13 protein-coding genes are annotated in these 15,337 nt (G+C 34.5%); 12 read left to right on the top strand and 1 reads right to left on the bottom strand.

Translation table 11 applies throughout. From position 1 onward, the window contains the following. Window positions 1-659 precede the first annotated feature (659 nt). The 12 genes from BLW28_RS13040 to BLW28_RS13090 all read left to right on the top strand — a co-directional run bounded on the left by BLW28_RS13040 (window position 660) and on the right by BLW28_RS13090 (window position 14,518). Window positions 660-1,496 carry a TIR domain-containing protein gene (locus BLW28_RS13040; protein ID WP_073220906.1) on the top strand — a complete coding sequence of 279 codons (837 nt, stop codon included), beginning with the start codon at window positions 660-662 and terminating at the stop codon, window positions 1,494-1,496. A 170-nt stretch (window positions 1,497-1,666) separates the two neighbouring features. Then, window positions 1,667-2,455 carry a CPBP family intramembrane glutamic endopeptidase gene (locus BLW28_RS13045; RefSeq protein ID WP_073220908.1) on the top strand — a complete coding sequence of 263 codons (789 nt, stop codon included), beginning with the start codon at window positions 1,667-1,669 and terminating at the stop codon, window positions 2,453-2,455. Between the two features lie 302 nt (window positions 2,456-2,757). Further along, window positions 2,758-3,318, top strand: a complete 561-nt coding sequence (locus tag BLW28_RS13050) for an endonuclease I family protein (RefSeq protein WP_083540816.1) — start codon at window positions 2,758-2,760, stop codon at window positions 3,316-3,318. A 35-nt stretch (window positions 3,319-3,353) separates the two neighbouring features. After that, window positions 3,354-3,494 carry a T9SS type A sorting domain-containing protein gene (locus BLW28_RS16160; protein ID WP_394331669.1) on the top strand — a complete coding sequence of 47 codons (141 nt, stop codon included), beginning with the start codon at window positions 3,354-3,356 and terminating at the stop codon, window positions 3,492-3,494. A gap of 432 nt (window positions 3,495-3,926) precedes the next feature. Continuing rightward, complete coding sequence (locus tag BLW28_RS13060) at window positions 3,927-4,475, top strand: hypothetical protein (protein WP_073220914.1); 549 nt, start codon at window positions 3,927-3,929, stop codon at window positions 4,473-4,475. A gap of 354 nt (window positions 4,476-4,829) precedes the next feature. Then, window positions 4,830-6,377 carry a type I restriction-modification system subunit M gene (locus BLW28_RS13065; protein ID WP_073220917.1) on the top strand — a complete coding sequence of 516 codons (1,548 nt, stop codon included), beginning with the start codon at window positions 4,830-4,832 and terminating at the stop codon, window positions 6,375-6,377. Window positions 6,378-6,413: 36 nt separating this feature from the next. Beyond that, window positions 6,414-7,604 (top strand): restriction endonuclease subunit S, encoded by a 1,191-nt coding sequence (locus BLW28_RS16020; protein WP_073220920.1) that lies wholly within the window; start codon window positions 6,414-6,416, stop codon window positions 7,602-7,604. A 254-nt stretch (window positions 7,605-7,858) separates the two neighbouring features. Then, the gene (locus tag BLW28_RS13075) at window positions 7,859-8,503 is read left to right on the top strand and encodes a SatD family protein (protein WP_073220923.1); all 645 of its coding nucleotides are present in this window, start codon (window positions 7,859-7,861) and stop codon (window positions 8,501-8,503) included. Next, window positions 8,500-9,213, top strand: a complete 714-nt coding sequence (locus BLW28_RS13080; RefSeq protein ID WP_073220926.1) for a DUF3307 domain-containing protein — start codon at window positions 8,500-8,502, stop codon at window positions 9,211-9,213. Before BLW28_RS13075 ends, BLW28_RS13080 begins: the two co-directional genes overlap by 4 nt. 31 nt (window positions 9,214-9,244) lie before the next feature. Continuing rightward, complete coding sequence (locus BLW28_RS13085) at window positions 9,245-12,352, top strand: type I restriction endonuclease subunit R (RefSeq protein ID WP_073220929.1); 3,108 nt, start codon at window positions 9,245-9,247, stop codon at window positions 12,350-12,352. Window positions 12,353-12,438: 86 nt separating this feature from the next. Next, window positions 12,439-12,609 carry a hypothetical protein gene (locus tag BLW28_RS15795; RefSeq protein ID WP_159431783.1) on the top strand — a complete coding sequence of 57 codons (171 nt, stop codon included), beginning with the start codon at window positions 12,439-12,441 and terminating at the stop codon, window positions 12,607-12,609. Window positions 12,610-12,736: 127 nt separating this feature from the next. After that, window positions 12,737-14,518, top strand: coding sequence for a hypothetical protein (locus BLW28_RS13090; protein WP_073220932.1), 1,782 nt, complete (start codon window positions 12,737-12,739; stop codon window positions 14,516-14,518). Here BLW28_RS13090 and BLW28_RS13095 read toward each other — a convergent pair. After that, window positions 14,515-15,126, bottom strand: a complete 612-nt coding sequence (locus BLW28_RS13095; protein WP_073220935.1) for a hypothetical protein — start codon at window positions 15,124-15,126, stop codon at window positions 14,515-14,517. The two genes, BLW28_RS13090 and BLW28_RS13095, sit on opposite strands and share 4 nt — an antisense overlap. Between the last annotated feature and the right edge of the window lie 211 nt (window positions 15,127-15,337).

The raw sequence follows: 15,337 nt of genomic DNA on the forward strand, positions 1-15,337 counted from the left end.
ATATTGCTTTAATGGAAAGAGTTTCTGTTTATTAAATTATTGCTTATGCTGCGGGGAACCGTAGGCTCTTACGGTTGAAGGAGTGTAGCCTGCGGTACGAGTGAAAGCTCAATACCACTTTAACATTCCAATGTTGCATAAAATTTGCTTCTTTTTAGCCCATTTGTTGTCAAAAAATCTAACCATAGACACGGCTATGCTTAGATTTTCTTCCTAAACTGAACTAAAAATAATTCAACTTTTTCATACAACATTTAAAAATTAAATTGGTATGAGTGCCGGAGGTGGGGGATTTGATTATTTGTTTTTCTTTGTTTATGCTGTTTTGGAGTTATAATTATAAGTTTTGGGTGAAATTTTACCTACCCTTCCGAACTTTGATGTATTCACTACTTGTTGTTAAAAAGTCCTTAATTTCTTTTCTTTTTATAATTATTTGTTCTTAATGTATTTTGGGGTTACTGGTGTTAGATTCATATTATTTAGGTGTAATTGTTGACAATTATTGGATAGGTTGTGGTTTCCCGCAATAAAGTTTAAATAATTTGTGTTAAGTTTGAATGTGATAGTATCATAATTTCGTGTATATGCGATATATACGCCATGAATTAATATGATACTTCGGATATACTTATGTTGGGGCAAATACAAAAATAACTATGAATTATCACGTCAGAATATCATTAAAATCACAAAAATCAAGTGATGAAACTAAAAATGATTTTAGTGAAGAGCAATTACAATTTAGAGTTATACAACCATATGAACAGGGTGAGCCGATTATTATGAATGGGAAAACTATTCAGCCTACTGATATTGACAGAATAAGGATTAGTAAGAGTAAAGAAACCAGCGAACAGCTTATTGATAAAATAAGAGCTGAAAACAGAAATAGCAATGTTATAACCATTGGAGGACCAAGTTATGCTTGGAAAGCAGCAGCCCGTGCAACAGATATAACTGATGAAATTATTTCCGGACCTATTGGCTATAAGAAAGGCGAAAGTTCAAAAAAGAAAAATGACAAGGTTTTAGAAAAATCAAGTAATAAAGTCTTCGTTGTTCACGGTCACGACTCGGAACTAAAAAATGATATTGATATTTTTTTGAGGGATATAGGATTGGAGCCAATAATTCTTCATAGGCAAGCTGACGAAGGTTTAACGATTATAGAAAAGTTTGAAAAACATTCTGACGTTTCCTATGCATTTATACTACTCACACCTGATGACGTAGGAATGACCGTGGCTGAATACGAGAAGCACAAGAAAGGTGAGGATTACGAATTAAGAGCAAGACAAAATGTAATCTTTGAATTCGGATATTTTGCAGCTAAATTGGGAAGACAAAATGTCTGTTGTATTTATAAAGAAGGAGTTACTTTACCTAATGACATTGCAGGGTTATTATATAAAAAAGTAACTGACACTATAGATTCCATCGGTTATGAAATTATTAAAGAATTGAAAGCAACAGGAATAAAAATCGAGGTGTAAGTACTTGCCCCAACACGAGTATAAACGCAATAGCGGAGTTACTGATTAACCGAAAGTAGTTTTATAAATCAATAATCAATTATAAATCGAAAGGTTCGGGTGCTAATCCCGCTACTGCGCTTATACCAAACGTTCTACACCATTTGACGGAAAACAAAATATATCAACAATTGAAAATAAAACACAGTAATAAGACAATAATTCTAACCATAGTTTTCTTTGCTGTTTATCTAATTTTGAAACAGTATTTTTCGACAATTAAAGAAAATTTGGATTTGTTAACCCGAAATGGATTGTTGAGCTATATTCTTACTTATTTCATCATCGGAATTCCAATATTCATTGGAACTTATTTCATAAATCCTAAACTGAATGTTTTAAGTAATTTAGGGCTGAATCACAATCCCGTAAGACCATTTTTCATTGCCTTACTATTTTCCCTTCCTATGCTTATAGGTGGTTTGATATTTTTTGAACTTAATCAAGATATTTCTGTCCCAAATTTAATAGCGGGAACGATTATAGTGGGCTTTGTGGAAGAGTTATTTTATAGGGGTTTTTTATTTGGACAACTTTTTAAGTACACAAAACTCGGATTTATCTCTTCAATAATTGTAGGCGCAATTATTTTTGCATCAGGACATTTATATCAGAGCCAAGATAGTTCTGAATTGATAGGTATATTTTTTGTCACATTTATGGGAGCAATCTTATTTGCTTGGTTATATGTAGAATGGAATTATAATCTATGGATACCTATCTTCTTGCATTCATTAATGAATTTAGCTTGGCATTTATTTGAAATGGATATAACTGCACTTGGAGGGATACTTCCAAATGTACTCAGAGGCTTTACCATTTTATCTGCAATCATTTTTACCATAGTTTATAAGAGAAAAAGGAATAAAGAGCTTGTAATAACAAAGGAAAAATTGATAATAAAAAATGGTGTAGAATAACTAAGCATTCGTGTGGGCGGCACGACCCAACATGAATGCAGTGTTGACTGAACCGGTGTATGTCGGTTTGCCCTTATGGGGGTTGGTCTAGTTTGGGATGGGTTTTCAGGAGTTGGTTTTCCCTGAATTGGGATCGTTGACCTCAATTTTTGATGTGGCCGCTTACCTTCCTATATTAAATTGAGTTACCGAAAATATTATGTTATTTCCTGCAGTGCGCGCAAAGGCAAAGAGCATTGGCAATAATTTGATATTGCTTTAATGGAAAGAGTTTCTGTTTATTAAATTACACCTCATCGTGTATTGGTTTATGGAATCGAGAACATGTTTTTGCAAGGTCTTTGGCGAATCCGAGTTTAGATACTTCTTATCCAAGTGCTGGAACTGATGTTCATAATTTAAGGAGTTGTGATAGTCAGATGAATAGTTCGCGTAGTAATCGGATTTTTCAAGATGGGAATGGGAATTCACATATTACTTCTATTGGAAATTTTTATCCTGGAGATGAACATAAAGGAGATGTGGCACGTATTGCGATGTATATGTATACCCGTTATCCTGAGCAATGTGAGGCTATTAATTTGGGGTATGGCACAACAGATAATTCGCCATTGAATGATATGCCTGATGTTTTTTTAAGATGGAATTTGGAGGATCCTGTGTCGCAATTTGAGAAGGAGAGGAACGAGGTTATTTATCAGTATCAAGGTAATAGGAATCCGTTTATTGATAATCCTTATATAGCGACACTGATTTGGAACGGCGAAGCAGCGGAAGATACTTGGGGCTCGCTTTCGACTGGTGGGGCAGAGGTTGAATCGTTGTCTGTTTATCCTCTTATACTACCAACTATGTTTACATAGGTGGAAACTCAGGTAATACAAGTTATCAATTTAGCATTTATAATATGTTTGGACAGAAGGTACAAAGCTCGAGAACGGATGAGGTTATTGATGTTTCTGCTTTAGATAAAGGGATTTATATTCTTCATATTAAAAATGAAAATACGAAGCAGGTTTCTAAGTTTCTTAAGGTTTGATGTTGAATCTTTTTGTGCTTGGTTTATGAATTGCTTTGCCTGTCATAGATAACCATTGCACAGTTTTATTGCTTAAAAGCAAACTATAAAAGCCGTCTATGCGGCTTTTTTTTGATATAAAACTGATAGTTTTTAAATAGAATTGTTATTAAATGTTACTTCCTTACGGAATACCGTAATTAAATTAGATTATTTTATAGTAAGTTTGAAGATGATGCTGTAGTATTACGGTATTATTCTTTAATAGTTGTATCAAGCTTAATTCGGAGGGAATATTATATGATTCGTGCAATAGCGGTTTTTTCTGTTAGTTAATACAAAAATGACTAGGGTGAAGTAGATTTTTAGAACGAATGAGGAAAGCCGTAAAAAAATGGAATTACAAAAGGCTATATTTGGTTTTCAATCTAATTCTAACCTTAAATTTAAAACATGAAAAAAACACTAACACTTCTAATCTTATTTATTTACACATTTAGTTTCGCCCAGGATGTAAAAGAGGAAGATCAAAAAGTACAGACTAAAATGGAACAATTCGTTTCTCAAACTGGGGTGATTATAAAGTTTACGGATACTAAACTGAGTAATCTCAAGGCAGGGTATATTGTTGCAGAAACAAGAATAAGAAAATTAAATAGTGGTGATGATGTAAAATACTTTTACCAGATTGAGAAACCTGGAAAATACGGAAGTTCAACTGCTTCGGTTGAATATTCAGATTTACTAGAAGTTATTAAGGCTTTTAATAGTTTAAAATCGGAAGTTGATAGTGACGTAAGTAACAATCCTGATTATTTAGAAAATAAATTCATTACGGAAGATGGTTTTCAATTAGGATATTATGTGAGTAAAGGAAAAGTAAAATGGTATATTAAGCTTGAAAAATACGGTTCGGACAAAACATTATTTATAAAGGATTTAGAAAGTATCGACTCTAGTTTTGCAGAAGCTAAAAGTAAGATAGAGGAATTGAAGGGATAAATCTTTATCTAATAACTAAGCATCCGGGTGCCGGTATGGCGCCCAATCGGATGGTCCTGAAGGTTCAGGTCTACTCTGCTGGTTTGGGAACGTAGGTGGTTGGCTGTTAGGCTTTGAAGCGGCACTCTTTCTGCGAAATTGGGATGTAAGAACAAAGTTGGTAAGTGAACGCGATGCAAGCGCGTACCAGCAGGGGAGGACTCCTTCATTTGAATGACTTTATGTTTTTGTAAATTGCCTACGAATTGTGAGCTAAAGGTGCTATCCTTGGATATCATCAACCAAGACTTAAAGTACTTTTTGAAATTACCGAAATAGTAGAGTTAAACTAAAAGATTTAATTAAACATAAATAATGACAAGCATAAACCAAAGAGCTGAATTACAAGCTAAAATATGGAGAATAGCCAACGATGTACGTGGGTCTGTTGATGGGTGGGATTTTAAACATTTTGTTTTAGGAACACTTTTCTACCGTTTTATAAGTGAAAACTTTGCAACCTATATAGAAGGAGGCGATGAGAGTATTGACTACGCAAAATTATCTGATGATGTTATCACCCCTGAAATAAAAGAGGATGCGATTAAAACAAAAGGGTATTTTATTTATCCGAGTCAGCTTTTTGTGAATGTTGCTAAAACAGCGAATACCAATACGAATCTAAACACTGATTTAAAATCTATTTTTGACGCGATTGAAGGCTCTGCCAATGGCTATCCATCCGAACCCGATATAAAAGGTTTGTTTGCCGATTTTGATACGACCAGTTCGCGATTGGGAAATACGGTTGAAGGAAAAAACGACCGATTAGCCAAGGTTTTGAAAGGTATAGAGGAATTGAACTTTGGAAATTTCGAAGACAATCAGATCGATCTCTTTGGGGATGCTTATGAATTTCTGATTTCCAACTATGCCGCAAATGCCGGCAAATCTGGAGGGGAGTTTTTTACGCCTCAAACCATTTCCAAACTTATTGCGCAATTGGCGATGCACGGACAGACTTCCGTAAATAAGATTTATGACCCTGCAGCAGGTTCGGGTTCCTTGCTGTTACAAGCTAAAAAACATTTTGACAACCATATTATTGAAGAAGGGTTTTTTGGGCAGGAAGTAAATCATACCACCTATAACCTGGCGCGTATGAATATGTTTTTGCACAACGTGAACTATGACAAGTTTAATATCGTGCTGGGCGATACGCTTTTGAATCCGCAATTGGGCGATGCTAAACCTTTTGACGCCATTGTGTCCAATCCGCCGTATTCTATAAAATGGATAGGAAGTGACGACCCTACGCTTATTAACGACGATCGTTTTGCACCTGCCGGTGTGCTGGCTCCTAAATCCAAAGCTGATTTTGCCTTTGTATTACACGCCTTAAGCTATCTTTCAAGCAAAGGAAGGGCAGCCATTGTTTGTTTTCCGGGTATCTTTTACCGTGGAGGTGCCGAACAAAAAATAAGAAAGTATTTAGTAGATAACAACTTTGTAGAAACCGTAATCTCTGTAGCGCCCAATCTGTTTTTCGGAACGACCATAGCGGTAAATATCCTCGTGCTTTCCAAAAGTAAGACCGATAATACCACACAGTTTATAGATGCCAGTGGCGAAGGTTTTTTCAAAAAAGCTACCAATACCAATGTGTTGACCGACAAACACATTGAAAAGATTATGAAGCTGTTTGACAACAAAGAAGACGTGGATCATATAGCAGTTTCGGTGGATAATGACAAAATTGCTGAAAACGATTATAACCTCTCTGTGACTTCTTATGTGGAGGCAGAAGATACGCGTGAAGTGATTGATATTGTGGAGTTGAATGCAGAGATTTCGGAAACCGTGGCGAAGATTGATAAGTTGAGAGCGGATATTGATGAAATTGTGAAAGTGGTTAGTCGTTAGTTTTTAGTGGTTAGTTTTTAGTAAATAAAAAATAAAATGAACAAAAATTATATAGAGAAATTGTTGGAGGGGGTTGACAGTTCGGCAGGCTCAAAGCAAGGTGTAGAATGGAAAAGTTTGGGAGATGTTGTTAATTTGATTACAACAGGTCGTCTAAATGCAAATGCAATGGAGGATAATGGTATTTATCCTTTTTTCACTTGTAATGAAAAACCTTACAAAATAAATGATTATGCATTTGATTTAGAAGCTATTTTGATTTCAGGAAATGGTAGTCAGGTAGGACACTTAAATTATTATAAAGGGAAATTTAATGCTTATCAGAGGACATATATTGTAGGAGAGTTTAAGGATTCTACAGACATTATATATACATATTATTATTTAAAGCACACGTTACGTAGTTATATTATTAAAAATTCAAGAAAGGGTTCTGTTCCCTACATTACAATGCCAATGCTTGTAAACTTTCAAATCCCCATTCCGCCCCTTTCCGTTCAAAAGGAAATTGTTCGTATTCTAGATAAATTTACGGAGCTTACAGCGGAGCTTACAGCGGAACTTACAGCGCGCAAACAACAATATAGTTTTTATAGAGAGGAGTTGTTGAGCTTTGAGGAGGGAGAAGTGGAATGGAAGACTTTGGGGGAATTAACTTCTCTTATAACAAAAGGCACAACACCTAAAAATTACACGCCAAATGGAATAGCTTTTATTAAAACAGAAGCTTTTGTGGGTTCATATATCGATATTGAAAAAATATCATTTATTGACGAAGAAACACACAATAAAGAATTAAAAAGATCAATTTTAAAACATAATGATATTTTGATAACGATTGCAGGAGCAACAATAGGCAAATGCGCCATTGTTCCAAAAGAAATTTTACCTGCAAATACAAATCAAGCTTTAGCTATAATTAGACTGAATGATGATGTTAATTTAAAGTTTGTATTCCATTTGATAAAATCAAATTATATGAATAAGTATATAGAACTAAATATAAAAGGCTCTGCGCAACCAAATCTAAACTTAAAACAATTAAATAATTTTTCTATTCCATATCCTTCACCAGAAGAACAAGAACGCATCGTTTCCATTCTCGATAAATTTGACACGCTTACCAATTCCATTAGTGAAGGTTTGCCAAAAGAGATTGAGTTGAGGCAGAAGCAGTATGAGTATTATCGGGATTTGTTGTTAAGCTTTCCAAAACAGAAACATTAATGAGTACTTACAAAACCATAGCAGAATCCAATAGCTTCATCGTTCTCGATAAATCATAAGTTGAAAATGAAAATTGATAATAGTATCACCGCTACCAAGGATATTTTGAATTACCATCATTTTAAATGATATTTCAAAATGACTTATTTATGGAATACTTTGAGTTATTACCCATTTAAGGAATGATTTGAATTATTACCAAAAGAAGGAATAGTTTATATATTTTTACTTTATAAATTTAAAAGGAATAGAATATGGTAGCCATTATTACAGGTGATATAATCGCATCAAGGAAGTTGGTCAACCAAGAAAAATGGTTGAAGCCACTCAAACATCTATTGGCAAAATGGGGAGATAGCCCAAAAGATTGGAAATTGGATAGAGGGGATTTTTTTCAAGTAGAAATCACAAACATAGAAGAAGTTCTACATAAGGCTTTGGAAATAAAAGCATTGATTAAAAAAGTAGAACCCGTTAACCAACAAAAAAAAATAAGCACAATAGATGTTCGTCTGGCTATTGGTATAGGCGAGAAAACCTATTCGGCCGAAAGTATTTCAGAAAGTAATGGTTCTGCCTTTATAAATTCGGGCGAAAAATTTGATGTGTTGAAAAAAGAAAACGTGACACTCGGTATAAAAACACCTTGGCAAGAATTTGATGAGGAAATAAATCTATACTTAAGGTTAGCGGGTACATTTATGGATAAATGGTCGGTTTCTTCAGCCGAGATAATGCAAACCATTCTAAGTAATCCAAATACAACACAGGAAGACATAGGTAAAAAATTAGGTATTAAGCAAAGTGCTGTGAGTCGTAGATGGAGTAGAGCGAATGTGAATGAAATACTGGAAGTTGAAAAAATATTTCGTAAAAAAATTTATACGCTAAAAAAATGATTATACTCATCAAACTTATAATTGCACATTTTATTGGAGATTTTTTGCTGCAACCCAAATCTTGGGTAGAAGATAAAGAAAATCGTAAAGCGAAGTCAGTAAAACTCTATTTGCACATCCTCATTCATGGACTGTTGGTGTTGTTGATCCTATGGGATTTAAATTATTGGCTATTAGCTTTACTACTAATGCTTTCACATGGGATTATTGATATCCTAAAACTATATGCTCAAAAAGAAGGCAATAAGTCCAAGTGGTTTTTAATAGACCAAGTATTACACGTGATAAGTATTTTGGGATTGTGGGTCTTATTCGTCAAACCAGAAATAAATTTCGCATCATGGTATGAAAACACCAATTTTTGGGTTTATTCAGTTGCTCTACTTTTCATAACCATTGTGTCTGGAATAGGTATGCGCGAAATCATGTCTAATTGGTCAAAAGCATTAAATGATGAGGAAGATGAATCGTTGAAAAACGCAGGAAAATATATTGGTATTTTGGAACGTCTATTTGTTTTCATTTTTGTTGTTACAGGTAATTGGGAAGCCATTGGTTTTTTATTAGCTGCCAAGTCGGTATTCCGCTTCGGAGATTTAAAAGAGTCAAAAGACAGAAAACTAACAGAATACATTTTGATAGGAACATTGTTAAGCTTTGGAATAGCCATAGCTACTGGAATGGTGGTGCTTAAATTGATTGAAAAATAAACCCTGTATTGTAAACTGAGAATTGAATGATATGACAACATACAAAACCATAGCAGAATCAAATAATTTCATCGTTCTTGATAAATACACCAAAAATTCAGAAGCGCAAGAGGCAGCTGCTGTTTATCAAACAGAAGCGGCATTGGAACGGGAATTTATACAGGATTTAATCAATCAGGGATATGAAAATCCAACACACCTTACTTCTATTGAAGCCATGCTTGCCAATGTAAGAGTGCAATTGCAAGCGCTCAATAATATGGTGTTTAAAGATGGTGAATGGGCGCGTTTTGTAGAAGAATATTTGGATAGGCCGAGCGACAACCTGGTGGATAAAACACGGAAATTGCACGACGATTATATTTACGATTTTGTGTTTGATGATGGGCGGATCCAAAATATTTATTTGGTGGACAAACAGCAGGTTGTTCGGAATAAAGTGCAAGTGATTTCGCAATTTGAACAGAAGGGAACCAATGCCAATCGCTATGATGTCACTATTTTAGTCAACGGCTTGCCTCTGGTGCAGGTAGAGCTAAAAAAGCGTGGCGTGGCTATTCGCGAAGCCTTTAATCAAGTGCATCGTTATTCCAAAGAGAGTTTTAATAGCAATACGTCTCTGTTTAAGTTTTTACAGATTTTTGTCATTTCCAATGGTACAGACAGCCGTTATTTTGCCAACACTGTAGAGCGAAATAAAAACAGCTTTGATTTTACCATGAACTGGGCAAGAGCAGATAATACGCTCATTAAAGACCTAAAAGATTTCACGGCAACATTTTTTCAGAAACACACGCTTTTAAATGTGCTGCTCAATTATTCGGTATTCGATACCAGTGATATACTGCTTGTTATGCGACCGTATCAAATTGCAGCTACAGAAAGAATTTTATGGAAAATAGAAAGTTCCTACCAGGCTAAAAATTGGTCTAAACCTGAAAGTGGTGGTTATATTTGGCATACCACTGGATCGGGTAAAACGCTCACAAGTTTTAAAGCAGCACGACTCGCCACACAATTGGATTTTATTGATAAAGTATTCTTTGTGGTAGACCGTAAGGATCTGGATTATCAAACCATGAAAGAGTATCAACGTTTCTCTCCGGATAGTGTAAACGGTTCGGACAGTACGGCAGGCTTAAAGCGGAATATTGAAAAAGATGATAATAAGATTATCGTCACCACAATTCAGAAACTGAATAATCTGATGAAAGGTGAAAATGATTTAGCCATTTATCAAAAGCAAGTGGTTTTCATTTTTGATGAGGCGCATCGCTCTCAATTTGGAGAAGCTCAAAAGAATCTTAAAAAGAAATTTAAAAGGTACTATCAATTTGGCTTTACGGGAACTCCAATTTTCGCTCAAAATGCTTTAGGATCCGAAACCACAGCAAGTGTATTTGGTCGTGAATTACATTCGTATGTTATTACGGATGCCATTAGAGATGAGAAAGTGCTAAAGTTTAAAGTGGATTATAACGATGTACGTCCACAGTTTAAAGGCATAGAAACTGAAATTGATGAAAAAAAGCTAAGTGCTGCCGAAAACAAAACAGCTTTGCTTCATCCTGCTCGTATCAAAGAAGTTTCTCAATACATTTTACAGAATTACAGACAGAAAACACATAGGACCAAAGGTGGAAACAGTGGCTTTAATGCCATGTTTGCAGTGAGCAGTGTAGATGCGGCAAAGTGTTATTATGAGGAATTGAATAATTTACAAAAGGAGAGCGATAAGCCATTAAAGATAGCGACGATTTTCTCTTTTGCAGCCAACGAAGAGCAAAGTGCCATAGGTGAGATATTGGATGAAAGCTTTGAGCCTTCCGCCATGAACAGCAGTGCAAAAGAGTTTTTATCTAAGGCCATCGAAGATTATAACAATCTATTTAAAACCAGTTTTGGGGTTGAAAGTAACGCTTTCCAAAACTATTATCGCGATCTGGCCAAACGGGTAAAAAATAAGGAAGTTGACCTGCTTATTGTAGTAGGCATGTTCTTAACAGGATTTGATGCACCTACGCTGAACACACTTTTTGTAGATAAAAATCTGCGCTATCATGGTTTAATGCAAGCCTTTTCACGTACCAACCGTATTTTTGACGCCTCCAAAACCTTTGGTAATATTATTACCTTCCGTGATTTGGAAAAAGCGACCATTGATGCCATTACGCTTTTTGGAGATAAGAATACCAAGAATGTAGTCCTTGAAAAGAGCTATAAAGAATACTTGGAAGGCTTTACGGATATTGTTACTGGAGAAGCACGAAGAGGTTACACAGAGGTGGTTAAGGAACTTAATGAAAGGTTTCCAGATCCTAACGAGATTGTCACCGAGGCCGATAAAAAGGATTTTACAAAACTCTTTGGAGAATACCTGCGCGTTGAAAACATACTACAGAATTACGACGAATTTGTCCACCTCAAAGCACTTCAAGAAATAGACATTAACGATAAGGAAGCTCTTGAAACCTTTAAGGAAAAACATTTTATAACAGATGAGGATATTGCCGCCATGCAAAAGATTGAAATGCTGCCCGAAAGAACTGTGCAGGATTATCGATCAACTTATAATGATATTCGCGATTGGTTAAAACGGCAGAAGGAAGGAGAAGAAGTTGCAGAATCAACTATTGATTGGGATGATGTAGTCTTTGAAATTGATTTGCTTAAATCGCAAGAAATAAACCTGGATTATATACTTGAATTGATATTTGAGCACAATAAAGGGACCAAAGACAAAGCGTCTTTAACTGAAGAGGTTCGTCGGGTTATTCGTGCGAGCATAGGTAACAGAGCCAAAGAGAGTTTAGTAGTTGATTTTATTAATGAAACCGACCTTGACAGCATTGAAGATAAAGCGAGCATTATAGATGCGTTCTTTTCCTATGCCCAAGAAAAACAAAAGAAGGAGGCTACGGAATTAATTGTAGATGAAAACTTAAATGAGGAAGCAGCAAAACGCTATCTTCTTGCATCTTTAAAGCGGGAATATGCTAGTGAAAACGGGACAGAGCTCAATGCTATTTTGCCAAGAATGAGTCCTTTAAATCCACAATATTTATCAAAAAAACAGAGTGTGTTTCAAAAGATAGCTTCATTTGTAGAGAAGTTTAAGGGAGTGGGGGGTAGGATATGAATTACATAAGCCCAAGTTACTCACATCGCCAAGTCGCACAAGCCAGATGTAATCGCCATTTCTTGACAAAAGCGTAACGTTTAATTATGAAACAAATCAATAATTGGATTAACGATTTCCTCCTTGTTTTGTTTCCTGCGGATTCCAAGGAGAATGAGGTGGAGGATGAAACAGTAGCGGAAAAACCTATGGTGAATTTTGTGGTTTTGGCGTTATTGATATTCACTGTGGTAATGTTGGTATTATCGGGTAGTTGAATACATTTGGTTGAGAGCTTATTAAGAATGAGGGTTATTAGTTGGTAATACACAGAAATCAGTGGTTAGTGTTAAGTAAAAGACTATTATTCTTAATGATTGTTAAAATAATGAATAGGATGAAAAAATGATAGAATTAGGGCGTATCACTCATAAGAATAAAATTATCGATCTGAAATCAAAGGTTATTTATGATTATTTTCACTATTTCCTTTCAGAAAATGAATACTTATCTCTCCAAAATCAACCTTTGGATAATCATATATCCATCCTGCAAAAAATCGACTTTCGATTATCGAATACTAGTTTAGAACTGAGTTCTCAAATTGTTATAAAGCAATTGATGGACAACGATCTATTCAATTTGAAGACGGATATTGTTTCTAGAAAAGGGAAGGCTAGAACTATCATTAATAAAATTAAAGGAAATTTATCTAGTAAGAATATAGATGTTTTAACACTTAAAGTTAATGTAGAGGAAGCGGTTATTGTTCTTAATGGTAGTTATGATTTTGATAATACAGAATATTTAGAGCTGTGTGTAGATAATATTATATTTTATTTAAGTTGTGGTTGTGAATACTCAAAGCATAAAGAAGAAATTATTTACTTCACAAAATTAGTTGCTTCTGAATTTTTACGCTTGGGGTTTAGTATAAAAGAATTAACAGGAGTCAATGGCGTTTTTAATAGATTGTTGTCAAAGGAGATTATAATTGATGAAAAAACTAAAAATCTACATTCTAGATTTCCTTTATCACTAGAAATAGAAAGACAAAGAGGAGAAAAGCATTTTAAAAAAATTGTAGAAGATTTTTTAAAAAACAGAACATTAAAGGAGCAATTTAAGGGGATCGAAAATTATGTAAAGAAGGATTTACTTGAATATATTTTTATTGTAAGAGTGAAAAATGCTTTAGGCTTTGAAGGTCTGAATATTTCATACAAAAATATAGAGATTGTTTCTTCAGCACATATTATAGCGATGGGAGAGGAATTGGGAGAAGAACAAAAAGAACGTCTTAGAAATTTTATAAAGCCCAAAAGCTGTATTTATTTTAAGATTCCTATAAAGCATAAATCTTTTGATTCAGCTGTTCACTTAGCATTTAAAGAAGCAGATAACACACTTTCATATTTAAGTTACCCGAAACCTCTAAGAGGGGAAATCGACAAAAGTGATATTATAAGAATTTATAATAACAATCTTGGATGGAAATGGAAAAGAGAAAGCTTGGTTGTATCTAATGATCTTAAATATGACTTAGATAATCTCGAGCTTAATAGTATATTAAATAATGAATTAACTCATTTAGACAACCTGTACTTCCGAGCTTTTACCAGTAGGCTTATAGAAGATAAAGTGATTAATGCTTGGAGGTATTTGGAGATTTTAGGAAGATATGGAGGTTTTTACAAAGATCGGGAAGGTATTAAAAATTTGCCTTTTATATTACTACTTAGCGAGCGAAATTACAGTAAACTTCATTTGGAAAATTTGATAATTAATCTCATTAATAATAACAGAGACATTGTAAAATGCAACATTCCTGATTCAAAAATTTATGCACTGACGGACCAAACGAACTGTATTGAAACTTTAAAGAATAATACGAATTACTATTTCACAAATGAGTTAATTTCTGATTTTGAGAATATGGATATTAATTTTAAGAGAAGATATACTTCTTATAAGGGAATCCTAGAGCTTCTTTATGAGCAGAGAAACTTCATAATTCATCAAGCCAGCATTTGCTCCCTTTCAGCTAACCAATCTTTGAATGTTATTCAAATACTACTTACAAGAATGAGAAAAACTATCATTTCTGATGTTAAAGAGAACTCGAGAAATGAATTAGAGAATAGTATAAAACATTTAATTAGAGAAGGAAAAAATCTAGTTGATTAATATCCTTCCAGATAGAGCTTTAGCTCTCTCAGTTCGAATACTTTTTTATCATTTGGGAGTTGGTTGTGGATGATGATGTTTTCTATTCGGTGGTTGTAGATGTAATCTCCTAGGATTTCTTTTAATATTCTGACTACTGTAAGGTGTGCTATTTCGGGGTTAATATTAGCTGTTGGGAAATTGAGAATTATTCCTACTATTAATTTGTTTGTTACTGGGTCAATATGTTGAATCCAGGACTTTATGTTGGAGGTGATAAAGCTTGCTTTATTTATGTTGAATTCATTTTCGAGATATTCTGAATCATCTTCAGATAAAGTTTCTACAGTGGTTGAAATAATCCAATTGGGAATTTTTGGGGCTGATTGTATTAGATTTGAAATGATTTGATGTGCCTCACTATCACCAGAAGTGAAAAATGTAAGTGTTCGGCGTTTTTTGGAACTCGTTTTAATAAGTATTTGGAAACCTATATCAGCGCTGTAGCATCGAAGATACTGGTAAAACCAAAATAATAATTGCTTGCCTTCAATTTCTGGAAGGGTGTGTATGGAGCGTAGTTTTTTTTCGTTGGCGAGGAACCAGGACCAGAATAGGTTTGTGTTCATTGTGTTTGTTTTTTATGGTTTGAGTTGAAGAGTTTATATGTTTAAGAGTTTATGCCCTTCGACTGCCCTTCGACAAGCTAGGACAGGCTGCTCAGGGTGACAAGAGTTATGAGTTATGAGTGTGTCAGTACGCAGTAATCAGTGTTCAGTATTCAGTATGCAGTATTGAGGCCTTCGGTACGTTTTGAAAGCAATAGTATTTTACAGTTTT

It is taken from the genome of Aequorivita viscosa, from assembly GCF_900106795.1.
In the GTDB taxonomy this organism is placed as follows: domain Bacteria; phylum Bacteroidota; class Bacteroidia; order Flavobacteriales; family Flavobacteriaceae; genus Aequorivita; species Aequorivita viscosa.